Here is an 18,548-nt window from a genome sequence, read left to right as displayed (position 1 = left end):
CGACTCAGGCGGTGGCGGCGGCGAGCTGCCCGCAGGCGCCGTCGATGTCCTGACCGCGGGTGTCGCGGATCGTCGTCGGGACCCCGTGGGCCCGGAGACGCTCGACGAAGTTCTGCTCGACCCCGGGGCGCGAGGCGGTCCACTTCGAGCCCGGCGTCGGGTTCAGGGGGATCGGGTTGACGTGCACCCAGCCGCGTCCCCGCGCGGCGAGCTTCTCGCCGAGCAGGTCGGCCCGCCACCCCTGGTCGTTGATGTCGCGGATCAGGGCGTACTCGATGGAGACGCGTCGGCCGGTGGTCCGGAAGTAGCGGTACGCCGCGTCGATGGCCTCGTCGACCTTCCACCGGGTGTTGATCGGCACGAGCTCGTCGCGCAGCTCGTCGTCGGGGGCGTGGAGCGAGAGCGCGAGCGTCACCGGGATGCCCTCGGCGGCGAGCTTGTCGATGCCCGGCACGAGCCCCACGGTCGACATCGTGATGCCGCGCGCCGACATGCCCAGGCCGTCCGGCGCCGGGTCGGTGAGGCGTCGGATGGCCCCGATGGCCGCCTTGTAGTTGGCGAGCGCCTCACCCATGCCCATGAAGACGACGTTGCTGACGCGCAGCGGGTGCTCGCGGTCCGCGTCGCCGCCGCCGGCCAGCTCGCCGCGGCGCAGCGCGCGGGCCGCCCACACGACCTGCTCGACGATCTCGGCCGCGGACATGTTGCGGGTCAGTCCCGCCTGGCCGGTGGCGCAGAACGGGCAGTTCATCCCGCACCCGGCCTGGCTCGAGATGCAGATGGTGACGCGCTTCGGGTAGCGCATGAGGACCGACTCGACGATGGCGCCGTCGTGCAGGCGCCAGGCGTACTTCAGGGTCTGCCCGTCGTCGGCGACGCGCTGCACGACCGGCGTCAGCAGGGTGGGCAGCAGGTCGGCGACGAGCTCGGACCGGACGCCCTTGGGCAGGTCGGTCATCTGCTCGGGGTCGTCGACGAGCCGCTCGAAGTAGTGCGTCGACAGCTGCCGGGCCCGGAACCCCTGGTGGCCGAGCGCGGCCACCGCATCCTTGCGCTCGGCCGGCGAGAGGTCGGCGAGGTGGCGCGGCGGCTTGCCGCGACGCGGGGCCCGGAAGGTCAGCTGGCCCGGCTCGGGGCGTGCGGTGGTGGGCTCGGGCAGGGGCACGGAGGTCTCGGTCATGACGACAGCCATTCTCGCAGGCCGAGTCAAAACGACCCAGCCGGTCAGGACGGCTGGGCGGCGAGCAGCGTCAGCACGGTCCACACCACGGGCGCGACGACGACGAGCGAGTCGAGGCGGTCCATGATGCCGCCGTGCCCCGGCAGGATGTTGGACATGTCCTTGATGCCGAGGTCACGCTTGATGAGCGACTCCATGAGGTCACCGACGGTCGCCGCCACGGCCACCCCCACCCCGAGCAGCACGCCGATGACCCACGCGTGGCCGAGGAAGAAGTGGACGGTCAGCGAGCCGCCGACGACGCACAGCACGACCGAGCCGGCGAAGCCCTCCCACGACTTCTTCGGGCTGATCGTCGGTGCCATGGGGTGCCGGCCGAAGAGCACCCCCGCGGCGTAGCCGCCGACGTCGCTGCACACCGTCGTGATGAGGAAGACGAACATGCGTCCGACACCGTCCTCGGGCGCGAGGAGGAGGATGGCGAAGCCGACGAGGAACGTCGGGTAGGTGGCGACGAACACGCCTCCGAGCACGTCCCGCCCGGCGCCGTCGAGACGCCCGGTGCCGCGCCACAGCACCACGGCCAGACAGGTCAGCGCCCACGCGACGGTGAGCGCCCCCGGGCCGTGGACGTACGCCGCCCACGCCATGCCCACCGCCCCGGCGAGCGCCGGCACGATCGGCGCCCGGACGCCGGCGTGCCGCAGGGCGCCGCGCATCTCCCAGATGCCGACGCCCACCGCCAGCACGACGACGACGAGGAAGGACGGCTTCCACAGCGTCAGGGACGCGACGATGACGACACCGAGGCCGAGGCCGACGCCGATCGCCGCGGGCAGGTCACGGCCCGCGCGGCTCGGGCGCTTCTCGATGACGTCGCCGGCGGGCAGGCCGGCGACGTCGTCGAGGGCGGGGTCGTAGGGCACGGGTTCGAGGAGCCCGTCGCCGCCGTCGGCCGGGTGCGCCGCGGACTGGCGGTCCGCGGGCTCCGACGGCGAGTCGGTCGTCATCATGGGTGGAGCCGCGAGGTCAGACCTCGAGCAGCTCGGCCTCCTTGGCCTTGACGAGACCGTCGACGAGGTCGGTGTGCTTCTTGGTCAGGCCGTCGAGCTCCTTCTCGGCGCGGGTGCCGTCGTCCTCGCCGACCTCGCCGTCCTTGACGAGCTTGTCGATGTCGGTCTTGGCCTTGCGGCGGATGTTGCGCACCGAGACGCGCGCGTCCTCGGCCTTGCCGTGGGCGAGCTTGATGTACTCGCGCCGGCGCTCCTCGGTCAGCTCCGGCATGACGCACCGGATCTGGTTGCCGTCGCTGCTCGGGTTGACACCCAGGTCCGAGTCGCGGATGGCCTTCTCGATCGCGTGCATGGCCGACTTGTCGAACGGGATGACGAGGATGGTGCGGGGCTCGGGGTTCTGGAACGAGGCGAGCTGCTGCAGCGGGGTCGGCGCGCCGTAGTACTCGACGGTGAGCTTGTTGAACAGGCCCGGGTTGGCCCGGCCGGTGCGGATGCCCGCGAAGTCCTCCTTGAGGACCTCGACGGCCTTGTCCATCTTCTCCTCGGCCTCGAACATCGTCTCTTCGATCATGGCGGTGTGGCTTCCTCGTCCCTCGTGAGCGGGTGGCTGGCGTGTCTGGGGATGGTCCGTGGCGTGGGCCGGCGCCGGCGGGGCGCAGCCCAGCCGGTCAGGCGTTGGTGACCAGCGTGCCGATCCTCTCACCGAGCAGGGCACGGGTGATGTTTCCGGCGCCTTCCATGCCGAAGACGACCATCGGCAGCTTGTTCTCCATGCAGAGGCTGAACGCAGCGGCGTCGACGATGCGCAGACCGTTCGCGAGGCCCTCCTCGAAGGTCAGCGTGTCGTACTTCGTCGCGGTGGGGTCGGTCTTCGGGTCGGCGGTGTAGACGCCGTCGACGCCGCTCTTGGCGATGAGGAGGGCGTCGCACTTGGTCTCGAGGGCACGCTGGGCGCTGACCGTGTCGGTGGAGAAGTACGGCATGCCGGCACCCGCGCCGAAGATGACGACACGGTTCTTCTCGAGGTGGCGGATGGCGCGCCGCGGGATGTACGGCTCGGCGACCTGCTGCATCGCGATCGCGGACTGGACGCGCGTCTCGATGCCCTCCTTCTCGAGGAAGTCCTGCAGGGCCAGGCAGTTCATGACGGTGCCGAGCATCCCCATGTAGTCGGCCCGGGTGCGGTCCATGCCGCGCTGCTGCAGCTCGGCACCGCGGAAGAAGTTCCCGCCGCCGATGACGACCGAGACCTGGACGCCGCCGCGCACGGCCTCGGCGATCTGCCTGGCGATCCCGGCGACGACGGCCGGGTCCAGACCGATGCGGCCACCCCCGAAGACCTCTCCGGAGAGCTTGAGGAGGACCCGGTGGAACGGGGTGGGGTGGGCGTCGGTCATGGGCGCGGGGCCTCCTCGGGGGATGCGTTCGCAGGGTCGGTCGATCTTTCCACATCCGATCCGCATCGACCGCATCGAGCCCTGACCCGGCCCGTCCGGACCCCTCGAAGGGGCGTCGTCAGGGCCGCACGAGGGCCGGCAGCGCCTCGGCGAGCCGCGCGTAGTCGTCCTCGTCGTTGTACGGGGCCGCGGCCAGGCGCAGGTAGCCGCGTCCGCCGAAGGCGACGGGCGGCACGACGAAACCCGCCGCGTGCAGCGCCTGCCAGAGGCTCTCGGCGTGCTCGGTGGTCGTGGCCACCCCCTCCGGGAGGGCCACGAGGCGCAGGCACGGAGCCGACGGCAGGCCGCCGTGTGGAATCGCGGTGCCGAGGGCCACGCGAACGCGCTCGGCACCACGGACGAGCAGCTGCGCGTTGCGCTCCACCTGGTCCCAGCCGCCGAAGGCGTGCCAGGCGGCGAGGCCGTCGGGCACGGCCAACCATGCCGAGTGGTCGACGGTGCCCTGCAGGTCGAACCGCTCGGGGAAGGGCAGGCCGTGGCTCCACGACGTCACGAGCGGACGCATCCGGTCGCGGTGCTCCGGCGCCACCCAGAGCGTCGCCGCGGCGCGAGGCGTGTAGGACCACTTGTGCAGGTTGCCGGCCCAGAACGCCACGCCGAGGGACTCGACGTCCGTGCCCGGGAGCGCCCCCGGGACGTGCGCGGCGTCGACGAGGACGGGGACCGGGGCGACCGCGGCCGCGACCTCGCGGACGGGCAGCACGAGCGCCGTCGGCGAGGTGATGTGGTCGATCATGACGAGCCGGGTCCGGCCGGTGACCGCGGCGGCGAAGGCCGCGACGACGTCGTCCGGCGCGGCGTCCACCGGGAAGGAGGCGGTGCGCAGACTCGCCCCCCGCGCCTGGGCGGACCATCCGGCCGTGAGGTACCCGTGGTCGCTGACGACGACCTCGTCGCCGGGGCCGACGTCGAGCCCCTGCAGGACGACGCCGACGGCCTCGGTGACGTTGCGGACGAGGGCCGTGGAGTCCGGGGTCACCCCGACGAACGCGGCCGCCTCCCGCCGCGCGGCTGCCAGGGCGTCGGGCAGCTCGTCGCGGAAGGCCCGCATCGGGGCGCCCTCGATCCTGGCCCTGGCCCGGTCCTGGGCCTCGCGGACGGCCCGCGGAACCGCACCGAACGCGCCGTGGTTGAGGTGGGTCAGGGCCGGGTCGAGCTCGAAGCGCTCGGCGATGTCGCGACGCACCCGGCCATCCTGCCTCAGTGGTGCAGGCCCCTGGCCAGCAGGGTGGCGCACCTGGCTGACTCCGCGCCCGAGGGCGCCTGGACCGCCAGGGCCGCGGCCCGGGACCGTCCGAGGTTCCATGCGAGGGCGTCGTCACGAGCCGTCGGGTCGGGCTGCACGATGCACGACGCCACGGCCCTCGGCAGGCCCGCGACGATCGTCGGTGCCGCGTCGGGCCCCAGGGTCGACAGGTAGGCGGCGTCGAGCGCGCCGGTCACCGCGTAGCGGTCGACGTTGCGCTGGGCGACCCACGCCTCCGGGTTGGCGAGGCCGCCGACGAGGACGAACGCCGCCATCGACATGAGCGCGGCGCGCGGCAGCCACCAGCCCTCGAGCCGGACACCGGCCACGACGACGAGCACGACGAGCAGCCCCAGCCACAGCTCGAACGCCACGACGAGCAGGCGCAGCACGGTGAAGCCGTAGGCCTGCTGGTAGAGGTCCAGGCGGTGCAGCGCCGACGCGACCACGACGAGCGTCAGGGCGCAGAGGGCACCGAGCACGACGCGCAGCAGGAGCCGGTCGCGAGCGCTCGCGCGGGGCGCCTTGCGCACGGCGATGGCGACGGTGACCAGCATGAGCAGCGTTGCGGCAGTGAGCTGCCCGAACCCCTGGTGGACGTAGTCGGCGTACGTCAGGCCGGTCGTGCGCTGGACGTAGTCGTGCCCGCCGAAGAGGGCCGCGGCCTGCGCCACGACGAAGGCCACGAACAGGAGGACGACGAGAGCGACCGGCACGACCCACTCCCAGACCCGCGCCACGGGACGACCGGCGGGCAGGACGACCCGCCCGACCTGCGGCGGGTTGAGGGCGACGTAGGTCGCTGCCAGCAGGGCCCCGCCCACGACGAACCCGACGAAGAACCGGACGACGAGGCCGTCCCAGGCGATCTGGGGCACCAGGTGGCCGGCCCACGACCCGAAGACGGCGTCACCGGAGGCGAACAGGCCGCCGAACACGACGAGCGCGACGAGCGAGAGGGCGGCGGTGCGCACGACGGGCCACAGGACCGTCACCCGGCTCGTGGCGGCGACGGTCCGTCCGAGGAGCGGCAGCCCTCGCAGGGCCGAGAGCGGCCACGACGCGACGCCGGCGACGATCGCCGGCAGCCCCCTGGCGGCGGTGAGTGCGGTGGCGGTCAGCACGACGCCGACGAGGACGGCCAGGACCGTGAGCCACTCGGCGGCCCGGAGGACGGCGAGCGTGGCCAGCCCGGCGCCGACGACCGTCGTCGCGATGCCCCAGGGCGTGCGGCGCCGTTCGCTCGTGTGCCACAGGAGGGCGCCGCCGAGGAGCAGGACCACGCAGAACGCGACCCCGAGGTTGCGGTACGGCAGGAGGACCGCGGCGAGGACGCCGACCCCGAGGGAGGCGAGCAGCAGCCGGGTCTGTGGCCCCAGCCCGGTCTCGGGCCACAGGTCACCGAAGAGGGTGTCGACGAGCGGCCCGGGCGGCGACGCCGGCCGCGTCGCCACCGGAGCACCCGGTGCCCCGGCCGTGGACGGGACGGGCACGGACGACGACATGACGGTCTCCTTCGGACGTGGGTCTGGTTCGGGCGCAACGACGTTCGGGTGACGAGGCAGGACGGCACGGACGCGGGCCCCGGGCCGCCCGGGGTCGGAGGGAAGCGCCGCGATCGACCCGCCGTGCAGCTCGCACACCCAGCTGGCGATGGCCAGGCCGATGCCGGTCCCGCCGCCTGCGTCCTCGCCGGAACCGAACCGGTCGAAGACGCGCTCCGCGCGCTCCGGCGGGATCCCCGGCCCATCGTCGGCCACCTCGAGCCACCAACGGTCGGCGCCCTCCTCGCCGGCGCGGACCGTGACGGTCCCGCCCTCGGGGCTGTGCCGCGCCGCGTTGTCGAGCAGGTTGGCCAGCACCTGAGCGAGCCGCGCCGGGTCAGCGGTCACCGTCAGGTCGGCCGGCTCGAGCCACACCTCGTGCCGCACGCGTCGCCCCTGCCCGAGCCCGCCCGGCGCGCCGACGCCGACCTCCCCCACCGCCCGTCGGACGAGGTCGGCGACGCGGACCGTCCCCAGGGTGAGACGGTCGGCTCCGCCGTCGAGGCGGCTGAGGTCGAGCAGGTCGCCGACGAGCGCCCCGAGCCGCTCGGCCTGGGCGAGCGCCGCGCGCAGGACGTCGTCGTCCGGTCGCACGACGCCGTCGACGAGGTTCTCCAGCAGCGCCTGCTGGGCCGCGAGCGGCGTGCGCAGCTCGTGCGACACGGTGGCGACGAGCTGCCGCCGCTGCTGGTCCGCGGACGCGAGGTCGCCGGCCATGGTGTTGAAGGCCTTGGCGAGCGTGCCGACCTCGTCGGAGGAGGACGCCGTGACGCGTCGGGAGTAGTCGCCGGTGGCCATCCGGGCGGCCGCGTCGGTCATCTCCCGCAGCGGCGAGGTCATCCCCCGCGCGAGCCACTGGGTGACGCCCAGGGCCGCGGCGACCGTGACCGGGAGCGTGAGCCAGCCGGGCACCCCCGACCGGTCACCGACCTCGGCCACGACGATGGCGGCCACGATGCTGGCCCCGACGAGCAGGCCCAGCTTGGCCTTGACCGAGCGGATGCCGTCGAGCGGCCGCTCGGGGTTCACCGGCGGGTGCCGGTGGACGTGAGGGTCGGCGGGCGGGGCGGCGGCCGGGCCGGTGGCCGGATCGGCGGGCGGCGTCACGGCTCGTCCACCCCGAGCGCGTACCCCACCCCGTGGACGGTGCGGACACGGTCCCCGCCGATCTTGGCCCGCAGGGCTTTGACGTGGCTGTCGAGCGTGCGGGTGCGGCCGGCGTCGGCCCACCCCCACACCTCCCGCATGAGCTCGTCGCGGGTGCGCACGACCCCGGGTTCGGCCCACAGCGCGAGGAGCAGGTCGAACTCGAGCGGAGTCAGGTGCACGTCGGCGCCGTCGACGGTCACGCGCCGGCTGCCGCGGTCGACCGAGAGCGCCCCGAGGAGGAGCGGCCCCGGCAGCGCCGACGCCAGCTCGCGGGCGCGCTCGACGCGCCGCAGCAGCGCCCGGACCCGGGCGACGACCTCGCGCATCCGGAACGGCTTGGTCACGTAGTCGTCGGCGCCGACGCCGAGGCCGACGAGCAGGTCCGTCTCGTCGGCACGGGCCGTCAGCATGAGGACGGGCACGGGCCGCTGGGCCTGGATGCGGCGGCACACCTCGAGCCCGTCGAAGCCCGGGAGCATGAGGTCGAGGAGCACGAGGTCGGGCCGGTGCTCCTCGTGGTGCGCGACGGCGCCGGGCCCGTCGTGGGCCTGCACGACCCGGAAGCCCTCCGCCACGAGCCGGTCGGTCAGGGCCTGGTTGATCGTCGGGTCGTCCTCGACGACGAGCAGCGTCGCCCGCGCGGTCGCGACCGGCGGCGCATCGTTCCCCTGGCTCATGCCCCTGACTCTAGGAGCGGGCCCGCGGGTGGCGTCGGTGCGACGTGTGGAGATCCTGTGAAGGTCACCGTCGCCCGTGGGCCGTGGGCCGTGGACGGAGCCACCGGACAGACCGATGCCGGCCGCCCCTCGTGGGGCGACCGGCATCGGTCGGTGCGCCGGCGCCGGGCGCCGGGCGGGTCGTCAGGCGGACGTCACTGACCCACGCGGAAGCGGGCGAAGGACGTCGCGGACGCGCCGGCCTCCTCGAGGACCTTGCCGACGGACTTCTTGGCGTCCTTGGCGAACGGCTGCTCGAGCAGGACGTTCTCCTTGAAGAAGCCGTTGACGCGACCCTCGACGATCTTCGGGAGGGCGCCCTCGGGCTTGCCCTCCTCGCGGGCCGTGGCCTCGGCGACACGGCGCTCGTTCTCGACCGTCTCGGCCGCGACCTCGTCCCGCGTGAGGACGGTCGGGCTGAAGGCCGCGACGTGCATCGCGACGTCCCGCCCGACCTGGTCGTCGCCACCCTCGATCGCGACGAGGACGCCGATCTGCGCGGGCAGGTCGGGGCTCGTCTTGTGGAGGTAGGCCGCGACGTTGGCACCCTCGATGCGGGCGACGCGCTTGATCTCGATCTTCTCGCCGATCGTCGCGTTCGCGTCGTCGAGCAGCTGCTGGACGGTGCGACCGTCGGGCGTCGTGCTCGCGAGGAGCTCCTCGGCGCTCGAGGCCTTGGCCGCGACGGCCTGCTCGAGCACCTCGTCGGCGAGGGCGATGAACTTCTCGCCCTTGGCGACGAAGTCGGTCTCGCAGAGGACCTCGACGAGGGTGCCGACGCCGTCCTCGGCCTTGGCGGTCACGAGGCCGTTGGAGGTCGTGCGACCCTCGCGCTTCGTGACGCCCTTGAGGCCCTTGACGCGCAGGATCTCGACGGCCTTGGCGCGGTCGCCCTCGGCCTCGTCGAGCGCCTTCTTGACGTCCATCATGCCGGCGCCGGTCTGCTCGCGCAGGGCCTTGATGTCAGCGGCGGTGTAGTTCGCCATGCTCTGTATCGCTCTTTTCGTCAGTGGGATTCGACTGGGTGGCGGTCCCGAGCAGGCTCAGGCCTGCTCGGCGACGGCCTCGGCCGGGACCTCGGCGGGCGCCTCGGTGGCTGCCTCGGCCGGGGCCTCGGCGGCGTCGGCCGCAGCGGCGTCCGCGTAGAGCTCGCGCTCCCACTCGGCCAGGGGCTCCTCGGCCTGGGCGTCGCCACCGGACTTGCCGGACGAGCGCTGGACCAGGCCGTCGGCGACCGCGTCGGCCACGACGCGCGTCAGCAGCGTGACGGAGCGGATCGCGTCGTCGTTGCCGGGGATCTTGTAGTCGACCTCGTCGGGGTCGCAGTTCGTGTCGAGGATCGCGATGACCGGCAGGCCGAGCTTGCGCGCCTCGTCGACGGCGAGGTGCTCCTTCTTCGTGTCGACGATCCACACGGCCGAGGGGACCTTGGACATCGAGCGGATGCCGCCGAGCGTCTTCTCGAGCTTGTCCTTCTCGCGCTTGAGGATGAGCAGCTCCTTCTTCGTGTAGCCCGAGCCGGCCACGTCGTCGAAGTTCAGCTCCTCGAGTTCCTTGAGGCGCGTGAGGCGCTTGGAGATCGTCTGGAAGTTGGTGAGCATGCCACCGAGCCAGCGGTGGTTGACGTACGGCATGCCGACGCGCGTCGCCTGCTCGGCGATCGGCTCCTGGGCCTGCTTCTTCGTGCCGACGAAGAGGATCGTGCCGCCGTGGGCCACGGTCTCCTTGACGAAGTCGTACGCGTTGTTGATGTACGTCAGCGACTGCTGCAGGTCGATGATGTAGATGCCGTTGCGCTCCGTCATGATGAAGCGCTTCATCTTGGGGTTCCAGCGACGGGTCTGGTGCCCGAAGTGGACGCCGCTCTCGAGGAGCTGGCGCATGGTGACGACGGCCATGCCGTGTCCTCCTTGTGTGGGTGTTGTCAGTTGTCAGGCGGCGACGCGTCCGACCGGGGTCTCCCCGGCCCTCCACAAACCGCACTCCTGGCGCCTTGACCCGTCCCGCCCGACGTGGTCGGGACTGCCGTGACGTGCCCCGGGCGTGAGCCCGGACGAAGACGCGCGAATTCGGTCGCGTGTGCGGGCACACGTGACCGCCGACAATCGTACGGCCTGACCCGGGTTGCGGGGAAATCGCGCGGACGGGCGAGAATGACCGCCATGGCGAACTCGACGGGTTGGGACAGCTGGTTCCAGACGATCCCGGTCCTCGTCGTCCTGACCGCCGTCCTCGTCGTGCCGGGCTGGCTCGTCGTGCGGGCCCTCGGCACCCGCGGCATGGAGGCCTTCGCGGTGGCCCCGGCCGTGTCGGTCACCGTCGTCGCCGTCGCCACCACGGTGGTCCAGCGCGTCGGCATCCGGTGGGGGCTGCTCCCCCTCCTCGCCGTCGCCGTCGTCGCGGCAGGGGCGGCGTGGGTCGTCGCAGGCGTCGCGCGCCGCGTCCTGCGCCGGGCGGGGCGACCGGAGCCCGACGTGGGGGCGGCCCGGCGCGTTCTCGGGCGGCCACACCCCGATGCCGTCGTGGCCCTCGTCATCGGTGTCGTCATCGCGCTCGTGACGATCCTGCCGGCCATCGGACGCCCGGACGAGCTCGTCGACAGCCCCGATGCCGTCTACCACCTCGACCGCATCCGGCTGTTCCTCGAGACCGGCAACTTCTCGGTCGCCAACCCGACGTTCTACCCCAACGGTTTCCACTCCTGGATCGCGACCGCGCTGCTGCCGTGGGGCGGAGCCCACGTCCTGGCCGGCACCAACGCGGCGACCGTCGTGCTGGCCGCGTTCGTGTGGCCGCTCGGCTGCGTCGCCCTCGTGCGGCATGCGCTCGGAACCTCGCGGCTCGTCACGTACGCGGCCGGCTTCGCGTCCGCCGCGTTCGTCTCCTTCCCCACGATCCTGCTCGGCTGGGGCGTGCTGTGGCCCAACCTCATGGCCAACGCCCTCACGCCCGGTGCGCTCGCCCTCATGCTCCAGGCGGCCCGGTCCCGGCGCGTCGGCCAGTGGCTCGGGTTCGCCGTGGCCCTGCCCGGGCTGGCGCTCGTGCAGCCCAACGCGCTCGTGGCGCTCGTCGTCTTCGCGCTCGTGTGGTTCGTCACGGCGCGGCTTCGCGCCGGATGGCTCGGCCATGCGTCGTGGTGGACCGTGACGCGTGACCTCGTCGTCGTCGCCGCGGTCGGCGTGGGCGGGCTCGTCGTGGCACCGACGGTGTCGGCGCGGCTGGCGTCGACGCAGTCCTACGAGTGGACGGGGCGCGTGTCGGTCTGGACGGCCCTCGTCGAGGTCGTCGGCGGACGGCTGCAGATCTCCGTGGTGCTCTGGGGGCTCCTGCTGCTCATCGTGCTCGGCATCGGGTGGATCCTGCTGCGCGCGCGTGCGGCGATCCCCGTCGTCGCCATGTGGATGGCCGCCGTCGCGCTCTACGTCATGGCGGCCTCGTCGACCGCGACGTGGACCGCGCTCATCACCGGATACTGGTACAACGACAAGGTCCGGCTCGCGTCGCTCGCGGCCGTGCCCGGCGTCGTCCTCGTCGCGGCGGCGGCACCGGCCTTGCGGGTGCTCCTGCTGCGGCTGCCGGTGGTGCGCACGCGACCGGCCCTCGCCGCCCTGGTGGCGATCGCGCTCCTGCCCCTGCTCACGGTCGTCTGGAGCGCGCACACCCGTGGGCAGATGCTCGCCGGGTTCTTCCGACCGGGCGAGGCGAGGAAGGTCATCCTGTCCTTCGAGGCTCAGGACGCGCTGCGCAGCCTCGCGGCCGACATCCCCGCAGGGCAGGGCGTCGTCGGCCGGCCGGAGAACGGCTCGCCGCTCATGTACGCCCTCTTCGGCACGAACACGCTCTACCGTTCCCTGCCCATCCCGACCACCGGCGACGAGATCGTCATCGGGACCGGCTTCGACGACCTCGAGCACCGCCCGGACGTGTGCGCCGCCCTCGCCCGGCACGACATCCGCTGGGCCATCGGCTCGCCGCACGTGTACTGGCTCGACCTGCCCGAGCGCACCTCGGGCCTCACCGACCTCGATGCCAACCCCGGCGTCGAGAAGGTGCGCACCGTCGGCGACTACACGCTGTACCGCGTCACCGCCTGCGGCCTCGGCTCCTGACCACCACGGCGCTGGGTAGGGTCGGGCGCATGGGCTCACCGCTGATCTCCCGCATGACGCCGTTCGGTACGACGATCTTCGCGGAGATGTCGGCGCTGGCCGTTCGCACCGGCGCCATCAACCTCGGGCAGGGCTTTCCCGACACCGACGGTCCCCGCGAGATGCTCGACGCGGCGAAGGCCGCGATCGACGGCGGGCGCAACCAGTACCCGCCCGGCCCGGGCGTGCCCGAGCTGCTCGATGCCGTCGCTGCCCACCAGGCGCGCTTCTACGGGCTCCGCGTCGATCCGGCCTCCGAGGTCCTCGTCACGGCCGGTGCCACCGAGGCGATCGCGGCGGTCGTGCTCGCCCTCTGCGAGCCCGGGGACGAGGTCGTCACCTTCGAGCCGTACTACGACTCGTACGCCGCCACGATCGCCCTTGCCGGCGCGACGCGTCGGACCTCGGTGCTGCGCTTCCCCGACTTCGCGGTCGACGAGGCGTCGCTGCGATCCGCGTTCTCGGCCCGCACCCGGCTCGTGCTGCTCAACACGCCGCACAACCCGACGGGAAAGGTGTTCACGCGCGCCGAGCTCGAGCTCATCGCCTCGCTCGCGCGCGAGCACGACGCCTGGGTCGTCACCGACGAGGTGTACGAGCACCTCGTCTTCGACGGCGCCGAGCACGTGCCGATGGCGACGCTGCCCGGCATGGCCGAGCGGACCATCACCATCAGCTCCGGGGGCAAGACGTTCTCGGCGACCGGCTGGAAGGTCGGCTGGCTCACCGGACCGGCCGAGGCCGTGGCGGCCGCACGCACCGTCAAGCAGTTCCTCACGTTCGTCGCGTCCGGTCCCTTCCAGCCCGCCGTCGCGGTGGCCCTCGGCCTCGGTGACGACGTCTACGCCTCGCTGCGGGAGTCGCTGCAGACCAAGCGCGACCTGCTCTGCTCTGCCCTGGCCGAGTCGGGCCTCGCAGTGGCCCGACCTGGCGGCACGTACTTCGTCATCGCGGACGCCGCTCCGCTGGGGGCTGTCGACGGACTGGAGTTCGCCCGACGCCTCCCCGACCTCGCCGGCGTCGTCGGCGTGCCGGTCTCGGTGTTTCACGACGACGCGGACGCAGCCCGGACGCTGATCCGGTTCGCCTTCTGCAAGAAGGACGAGGTGCTCCGCGAGGCCAGCCGCCGCCTCGCCGCCGCCGGTCGCTGACCGCACCACCAGCCCCGCCGGCCGTCCACACCTGCCTGCCGGGCGGGACGTCGTCCACAGCCCGGCTCTCGGCGCCTGGGCGCCGGCCGGTGCGCTGCCGAGGATGGAGGCATGGCCCTCGGTTCTGCACTGTCCGCGCTCGTGGCCGGCGTCGCCGTCGGCGCGGCCTCCCTGGGTGCGGCACCCTGGGCGGCCCCACCGCCGACCCGCTCGGCCGCCACGTCGGCCCCCGCACCGGCGGCAACCGCGCCCGTTCGCCAGGGCCCGTGGTCCTGGCCGCTGCACCCTTATCCCGTCGTCGAGGGCCGCTTCGACCCGCCCGAGGAGCCATGGGGCGCCGGTCATCGCGGCGTCGACCTCGCAGCGACGGTCGGGCAGCCCGTGCGGTCCCCCGAGGCCGGAACCGTGACGTGGGCCGGCGTGCTGGCCGGGCGGGGCGTCGTCGTCGTGTCCCACTCCGGTGGTCTGCGCAGCACCTTCGAGCCGGTCGCGGCCACGGTCGGGGTCGGAGGGGCCGTCGCTCGCGGCGAGCGGGTCGGCACGGTGACCGCCGCGCCCGGGCACTGCTCGCCACGGACGTGCCTGCACTGGGGCGTGCTGCGCGGTCGGCAGTACCTCGACCCGCTGGCCTTCGTCCGCCGGGCGCCCATCGTCCTGCTTCCCCTCGGCTGAGGGGGCGGTCGGACGCCGGTCACGCTCGGGGATGGGCCTGTTCGTAGCTGCGCCGGAGCCGGTCCACCGACACGTGCGTGTAGATCTGCGTGGTGGCCAGGCTGGCGTGGCCCAGGATCTCCTGCACCATGCGCAGATCGGCGCCACCCTCGAGCAGGTGCGTGGCAGCGCTGTGCCGCAGGCCGTGCGGGCCGAGGTCCGGGGCCTCGGGAAGGTGCGAGAGCAGCTCGTGGACGACGCTGCGCACCTGCCGAGCATCGACGCGCCGCCCGCGGCGGCCGAGGAACAGGGCCGGCCCCGAGCGCTCGCCGGCGAGCCTCGGGCGGACGGTCAGCCATGCCTCGAGGGCGCTCGCTGCGGGCGCCCCGAACGGGACGATGCGTTCCTTCGCGCCCTTGCCCAGGACCCGGACCGTTCCCTGACCGAGGTCGAGGTCGTCCACGTCCAGGGCGGCGAGCTCACCGACCCGGATCCCGCTGGCGTACAGCAGCTCCAGCACGGCACGGTCGCGGACGTGGATCGGGTCCTCGTCGTCGGCGCGGGTCGCGGCCAGGCTCAGCAGCTGGCTCGCCTCGCCCTGCTTGAGGACACCGGGCAGCGAGGACGTGCGTTTGGGAGCGACCAGCCGGACCGACGGGTCCGACGGGATCCGACCGGTGTGCTCGGCCCACCGGAGGAACGTGCGGGCGGCGGCGGCCCTGCGGGCGATCGTGGCGCGCGCGGCGCCACCGTCCGCCTGCTCGCCGAGCCAGCCACGCAGGTCACCGATCCGCAGCTCGGCGACGTCGGTGACGCCCCGAGCTGCCGCGAAGCCCAGCAGGTGGCGGACGTCGCCCAGATAGGCCCGACGGGTGTGGACCGAGCGGCCCCTCTCGGCTCCGAGGTGGCGGGAGAAGGCGTGGAGCACCTCACCGTGCAGCTCCTCGACCGAGGCCACCGACGGCGGACCCTCGTCGCCACGCGGCGCCGAAGGCGTGACGGTGCCGTCGTCGCCTGCCGCGGTCCCGGCGGTCACACCCGTCACTCCGGCACCATGACGCATCAGCGGCCGCTCCGCAAGCGACGCGTCGGGGCGCGCTCACTCGGCGGCCCGGACCCGGCGGGGCGGTGTGGGGGTCTTGCGCCACGTGCCGGCCTCACCGATGACGAGCCCGGCGTCCTCGAGCCGGGCCAGCGCAGCCCGGACCGACAGCGGTGCCCGCGCGGCCTCGCGCGAGATGACGTCGAGCGGGACCGGACGGCGGTACGGCACGGCCTCGAGCACCGCCTTGTCCTCCGGTGCGAGCCGGTCGACCTCGGTGTCGCCGGCGCGCGGCTCGTCGCACGCGTCCGCCCCGATCGTGCCGACGAGGTCGATGACCTCGTCGACGGAGGTGACGAGGACCGCTCGCCCCTTCCGGATCTCCTGGTGGCACCCGGCCGACGTCATGGAGGTGACCGGGCCCGGTACGGCACCGACGGGACGTGCGAGTCCTTCGGCGTGCGTGACGGTGTTGCGCGAGCCGGACCTCAGGTCCGCCTCGACGACGATGGTCCCCCGGGTCAACGCCGCGATCAGGCGGTTGCGGGACAGGAACCGCGACTTCATCGGTGCGGCGCCCGGCGCGGCTTCCGACACGACCAGTCCCTCGGCTGCGACCCGCCGCAGCAGCGCCGCGTTGGCCACCGGGTAGAGACGGTCCACGCCGCCGGCGACGACGGCCGCGGTGGAGCCGCCGACGGCGAGCGCTCCTCGGTGGGCGGCCGCATCGATGCCGAGGGCAGCACCCGACACGACCGTCCACCGACGACGGGCGAGCCCCGAGGCGAGGTCGGTGGTGACGTGCTCTCCGTACGCGGTGTTGGCCCGCGCCCCGACGACCGCGACGGAACGCTCGCACACGTCCACCAGGTCGAGGGGGCCGACGACCCAGAGGCACCACGGCGGGATCGGCAGCTCGTCGAGCCGCTCGGACCACTCCGGGTCACCCGGCACGACCAGGCGCGCGCCGACCTTCGAGGCCACCTCGAGGTCGCGAGAGACGTCGAGCCCGCGGACCCGGCCGGCGAACCGGGCCAGGGTGCCGGAACCCGAGCGCACCCGCTGCATCGCCTCCACGGGCCCGAGTGCGTGCACCAGCACCGCGACCTCTGCGTCACACGGTTCCACGACCCGGGACAGGGCCGCGCGTGCCCGACGTTCCTCCTCGGAGGCCGGGACACTGCCGGGCCGGACGTCGTCCGGTTCGGGGTCCGGGCCGTCCACGGGCAGCTGCGGCTGCATGGCGCTCATGCCGCGGCCACCGACTGCCGCCGCAGCGACAGTGCCAGCTCCACCTCGTCGCCACCGGGGCGTTGCAGGCCGGAGAGGTCGCCCACCGTCCACGCGCACCGCAACGTGCGGTCGTAGCCGCGGAGGCTGATGCCACCGGACTCGAGGGCGCGATCGAGGCGGGCGGTGACCGACGGGGGCAGCCGCCAGGGCCCCTCGCGCAGCACCGAGCCGGGCACGTCGGCGTTGAGCGAGCGTCCGGGCACGCGGTCGGACCAGCGGGCCCGTTGCACGTCCCTGGCCTGGGCGACGCGGGCGGCAACGGCCGTGCTTCGCTCGCCCGGCGGCTGCCCCACCATCGACAACGCCGGCGGCTGGACATGCACCTGGAGGTCGACGCGATCGAGCAGTGGCCCGCTGATCTTGCCGAAGTAGGCGCGACGGGCCATCGGGGTGCACGTGCAGTCGAGGCCCTTGCCCCAGCCGTGGCCGCACGGACACGGGTTGGCGGCCAGGACGAGCTGGAACCGGGACGGGAACACCACGTGGTCGTGGGCCCGTGCGATCGCGACGACACCGCGTTCCAGCGGTGTGCGCAGCGCCTGCAGGACGTGCTTGTCGAACTCGGGCGTCTCGTCGAGGAACAGCACGCCGTGGTGGGCCCGCGTGATGGCGCCCGGCTGGATGCGACCGCTGCCGCCGCCGATGACCGCCGCCTGCGACGCACCGTGGTGCGGCGCCACGAACGGTGGGCGCGTGATGAGCCGCGCCGCCACGGCGTCCTCGTCGTGGAAGCTACCGACGACGGAGTGGATGGCCGTGACCTCCATGGACTCTGCTGCGCCGAGGGGCGGCAGGATGCCGGGGAGCCGTTCGGCGAGCATCGTCTTGCCGGCGCCCGGAGGACCGGCGAAGAGCAGGTGGTGTCCGCCGGCAGCGGCGATCTCGAGGGCGAGCTTGGCCTCGGCCTGCCCGACGACGTCGCAGAGGTCCTTGACCTCCTCCTCGAGGGCGGGCGGCGGGTCGGGCACGGTGACCTCCTCGACCGGGCGGCCGCGCTGGAGCGCCGTGTAGCGCCGCACGAGCTCGGTGACCTCGGCGGCGGGGTGCACCCGGATGCCCGGCACGAGCCTCGCCTCGGCGGCGTTGGCGACCGGGACGACGACGTGCCGGGCCCCGGACTGCGCGGCAGCGTGCACGAGCGGGAGCACGCCCGGCACCGGGCGGACCGTACCGTCCAGACCGACCTCGCCGACGTGGACGACGGAGCGCACGACCTCGGGCGGGATCTTGCCGAGAGCCGCCGCGACCGCGACGAAGATCGCCAGGTCGAACCCGGTGCCGACCTTGCGCTCGCCCGCCGGCGAGAGGTTGACGATGACGCGTCGCTGGGTGACGGGCATGTCCTGGACGAGGGAGGCGGCGGCCTTGATGCGGTCGGCCGACTGCCCGACCGCGGAGTCGCCCAGACCGCTGATGGAGAACCCGGGCAGCCCGGGAGCGACGTGCGCCTCGACCCGGACGAGGAAGCCGCGCACGCCGCGCAGCCCGACGGCACGGGTGCGTCCCAGGCCCATCAGCACACCCCCTGCAGGTGCTGGAGCCGGGGACGGGTGTCGGAGGCCCAGAGGATCGACACGACGTCGATGCGCAGCGGCCCGGCGACCGGGTGGTCGGGGTGCGCGTCGCGCCAGAGGCCTGCCAGCTGACGGAGTCTGCGCTGCTTGCGCCAGGTCACGGCCTCGAACGGCGCCCCGAACACCTCGCTGGTGCGGGTCTTGACCTCGCACACGACGAGGCAGCCGCGGTCGGCGGCGACGATGTCGATCTCGCCGCGCACGCAGCGCCAGTTGCGGTCGAGGATGGTCAGGCCGTGCTCGGCGAGGTAGCGCGCGGCGAGCCGCTCGCCGTAGTCACCGAGGACGCGGGTCGGGAGGTCCATGCCGACCACTGTCGGGGTCGGCGCGGCAGCGGACCAGGGACCGGGACCGGCCTGTGGACGACGGGCGCCGGAGACC

The 18,548-nt window shown here is 73.6% G+C and carries 16 protein-coding genes; 3 read left to right on the top strand and 13 right to left on the bottom strand.

Annotated elements, in window-relative coordinates; genetic code table 11:
• Positions 1-4: 4 nt before the first annotated feature.
• The 9 genes from rlmN to rpsB all read right to left on the bottom strand — a co-directional run bounded on the left by rlmN (position 5) and on the right by rpsB (position 10,206).
• Positions 5-1,180, bottom strand: coding sequence for a dual-specificity RNA methyltransferase RlmN (gene rlmN, locus AC1VM9_RS14815; RefSeq protein ID WP_483123157.1), 1,176 nt, complete (start codon positions 1,178-1,180; stop codon positions 5-7).
• A 44-nt stretch (positions 1,181-1,224) separates the two neighbouring features.
• Positions 1,225-2,193 carry a phosphatidate cytidylyltransferase gene (locus AC1VM9_RS14810; RefSeq protein WP_481339248.1) on the bottom strand — a complete coding sequence of 323 codons (969 nt, stop codon included), beginning with the start codon at positions 2,191-2,193 and terminating at the stop codon, positions 1,225-1,227.
• A 16-nt stretch (positions 2,194-2,209) separates the two neighbouring features.
• Positions 2,210-2,767 (bottom strand): ribosome recycling factor, encoded by a 558-nt coding sequence (frr, locus tag AC1VM9_RS14805; RefSeq protein WP_481339246.1) that lies wholly within the window; start codon positions 2,765-2,767, stop codon positions 2,210-2,212.
• Positions 2,768-2,864: 97 nt separating this feature from the next.
• Positions 2,865-3,593 carry a UMP kinase gene (pyrH, locus tag AC1VM9_RS14800; RefSeq protein ID WP_481339244.1) on the bottom strand — a complete coding sequence of 243 codons (729 nt, stop codon included), beginning with the start codon at positions 3,591-3,593 and terminating at the stop codon, positions 2,865-2,867.
• A 118-nt stretch (positions 3,594-3,711) separates the two neighbouring features.
• Complete coding sequence (locus AC1VM9_RS14795; RefSeq protein WP_481345592.1) at positions 3,712-4,839, bottom strand: aminotransferase class V-fold PLP-dependent enzyme; 1,128 nt, start codon at positions 4,837-4,839, stop codon at positions 3,712-3,714.
• Positions 4,840-4,853: 14 nt separating this feature from the next.
• Positions 4,854-7,550, bottom strand: a complete 2,697-nt coding sequence (locus AC1VM9_RS14790) for a DUF4153 domain-containing protein (protein WP_483123156.1) — start codon at positions 7,548-7,550, stop codon at positions 4,854-4,856.
• Positions 7,547-8,269 carry a response regulator gene (locus AC1VM9_RS14785; RefSeq protein WP_483123155.1) on the bottom strand — a complete coding sequence of 241 codons (723 nt, stop codon included), beginning with the start codon at positions 8,267-8,269 and terminating at the stop codon, positions 7,547-7,549. The genes AC1VM9_RS14790 and AC1VM9_RS14785 overlap by 4 nt, the downstream gene beginning before the upstream one ends.
• Before the next feature lie 194 nt (positions 8,270-8,463).
• Positions 8,464-9,294: a translation elongation factor Ts gene (gene tsf, locus AC1VM9_RS14780; RefSeq protein WP_481339237.1), complete on the bottom strand. Its 831-nt coding sequence runs from the start codon at positions 9,292-9,294 to the stop codon at positions 8,464-8,466.
• A 57-nt stretch (positions 9,295-9,351) separates the two neighbouring features.
• Entirely contained in the window at positions 9,352-10,206 is an 855-nt protein-coding gene (gene rpsB / locus AC1VM9_RS14775; RefSeq protein ID WP_483123154.1) for a 30S ribosomal protein S2, read from the bottom strand.
• Positions 10,207-10,470: 264 nt separating this feature from the next.
• Here rpsB and AC1VM9_RS14770 point away from each other — a divergent pair, with 264 nt between their 5' ends.
• The 3 genes from AC1VM9_RS14770 (at position 10,471) to AC1VM9_RS14760 (ending at position 14,279) form a co-directional block, all read left to right on the top strand.
• Positions 10,471-12,417 carry a DUF6541 family protein gene (locus tag AC1VM9_RS14770; RefSeq protein ID WP_483123152.1) on the top strand — a complete coding sequence of 649 codons (1,947 nt, stop codon included), beginning with the start codon at positions 10,471-10,473 and terminating at the stop codon, positions 12,415-12,417.
• A 29-nt stretch (positions 12,418-12,446) separates the two neighbouring features.
• Positions 12,447-13,607: a pyridoxal phosphate-dependent aminotransferase gene (locus AC1VM9_RS14765; protein ID WP_481345589.1), complete on the top strand. Its 1,161-nt coding sequence runs from the start codon at positions 12,447-12,449 to the stop codon at positions 13,605-13,607.
• A 111-nt stretch (positions 13,608-13,718) separates the two neighbouring features.
• The gene (locus tag AC1VM9_RS14760; RefSeq protein WP_483123151.1) at positions 13,719-14,279 is read left to right on the top strand and encodes a murein hydrolase activator EnvC family protein; all 561 of its coding nucleotides are present in this window, start codon (positions 13,719-13,721) and stop codon (positions 14,277-14,279) included.
• A gap of 19 nt (positions 14,280-14,298) precedes the next feature.
• Here AC1VM9_RS14760 and AC1VM9_RS14755 read toward each other — a convergent pair whose 3' ends face one another.
• From AC1VM9_RS14755 to AC1VM9_RS14740, 4 genes are read right to left on the bottom strand one after another with little or no spacing between them, the layout of a single operon-like run.
• Positions 14,299-15,303 carry a tyrosine recombinase XerC gene (locus AC1VM9_RS14755; RefSeq protein ID WP_481339227.1) on the bottom strand — a complete coding sequence of 335 codons (1,005 nt, stop codon included), beginning with the start codon at positions 15,301-15,303 and terminating at the stop codon, positions 14,299-14,301.
• Between the two features lie 54 nt (positions 15,304-15,357).
• Entirely contained in the window at positions 15,358-16,551 is a 1,194-nt protein-coding gene (gene dprA, locus AC1VM9_RS14750; RefSeq protein WP_483123150.1) for a DNA-processing protein DprA, read from the bottom strand.
• Complete coding sequence (locus AC1VM9_RS14745; protein ID WP_483123148.1) at positions 16,548-18,107, bottom strand: YifB family Mg chelatase-like AAA ATPase; 1,560 nt, start codon at positions 18,105-18,107, stop codon at positions 16,548-16,550. The genes dprA and AC1VM9_RS14745 overlap by 4 nt, the downstream gene beginning before the upstream one ends.
• Entirely contained in the window at positions 18,107-18,472 is a 366-nt protein-coding gene (locus AC1VM9_RS14740) for a YraN family protein (protein ID WP_481339221.1), read from the bottom strand. The genes AC1VM9_RS14745 and AC1VM9_RS14740 overlap by 1 nt, the downstream gene beginning before the upstream one ends.
• Positions 18,473-18,548 lie beyond the last annotated feature (76 nt).

The organism is Monashia sp. HAY1-11D (assembly GCF_056868035.1).
Note: the sequence above shows the minus strand (reverse complement) of the source record. Positions and strands in the feature narration are given on the sequence as shown.

Coding starts and splice junctions, on each gene's coding strand:
- rlmN (WP_483123157.1), bottom strand. CDS start 1,180: ATGACCGAGACCTCCGTGCCCCTGCCCGAGCCCACCACCGCACGCCCC.
- AC1VM9_RS14810 (WP_481339248.1), bottom strand. CDS start 2,193: ATGATGACGACCGACTCGCCGTCGGAGCCCGCGGACCGCCAGTCCGCG.
- frr (WP_481339246.1), bottom strand. CDS start 2,767: ATGATCGAAGAGACGATGTTCGAGGCCGAGGAGAAGATGGACAAGGCC.
- pyrH (WP_481339244.1), bottom strand. CDS start 3,593: ATGACCGACGCCCACCCCACCCCGTTCCACCGGGTCCTCCTCAAGCTC.
- AC1VM9_RS14785 (WP_483123155.1), bottom strand. CDS start 8,269: ATGAGCCAGGGGAACGATGCGCCGCCGGTCGCGACCGCGCGGGCGACG.
- tsf (WP_481339237.1), bottom strand. CDS start 9,294: ATGGCGAACTACACCGCCGCTGACATCAAGGCCCTGCGCGAGCAGACC.
- rpsB (WP_483123154.1), bottom strand. CDS start 10,206: ATGGCCGTCGTCACCATGCGCCAGCTCCTCGAGAGCGGCGTCCACTTC.
- AC1VM9_RS14770 (WP_483123152.1), top strand. CDS start 10,471: ATGGCGAACTCGACGGGTTGGGACAGCTGGTTCCAGACGATCCCGGTC.
- AC1VM9_RS14765 (WP_481345589.1), top strand. CDS start 12,447: ATGGGCTCACCGCTGATCTCCCGCATGACGCCGTTCGGTACGACGATC.
- AC1VM9_RS14760 (WP_483123151.1), top strand. CDS start 13,719: ATGGCCCTCGGTTCTGCACTGTCCGCGCTCGTGGCCGGCGTCGCCGTC.
- dprA (WP_483123150.1), bottom strand. CDS start 16,551: ATGAGCGCCATGCAGCCGCAGCTGCCCGTGGACGGCCCGGACCCCGAA.
- AC1VM9_RS14745 (WP_483123148.1), bottom strand. CDS start 18,107: ATGGGCCTGGGACGCACCCGTGCCGTCGGGCTGCGCGGCGTGCGCGGC.
- AC1VM9_RS14740 (WP_481339221.1), bottom strand. CDS start 18,472: ATGGACCTCCCGACCCGCGTCCTCGGTGACTACGGCGAGCGGCTCGCC.